The sequence below is a fragment of the Rhodococcus sp. EPR-147 genome (assembly GCF_001647185.1).
Classification (GTDB): Bacteria; Actinomycetota; Actinomycetes; order Mycobacteriales; family Mycobacteriaceae; genus Rhodococcoides.
Genome location: NZ_LVCU01000202.1, coordinates 1 through 208, shown reverse-complemented (window position 1 = coordinate 208; position 208 = coordinate 1). Strand labels below are relative to the sequence as shown.

The following is a 208-nucleotide window of genomic DNA, read 5'->3' as shown; positions in this document are numbered from 1 at the left end:
CGGTGGTCGTGTCAGAACAGTGTTGGTGGTGCTTGGGCGTCGAAGCTGTGGCCCGCGAACGCGGCCCGCAGTCTCGGTTCGTCGTAGCCGTCCTTGAGTGCGTCGCGGATCGCAACGGCGCGCCCGTACCGTCCGCGCGGATCCCCGCCTGCCGGTGTCGGTCCGATGTGCCGGCCGACGGCAACAGCGTGCGCGAGGTTCGCCGACT

At 70.2% G+C, this 208-nt stretch carries 1 protein-coding gene; it reads right to left on the bottom strand.

Annotated features, from left to right (window positions below; genetic code table 11):
• Positions 1–11 precede the first annotated feature (11 nt).
• On the bottom strand, positions 12–208 hold a 197-nt coding region (locus tag A2J02_RS28210; RefSeq protein WP_442971467.1), incomplete at its 5' end, for a hypothetical protein.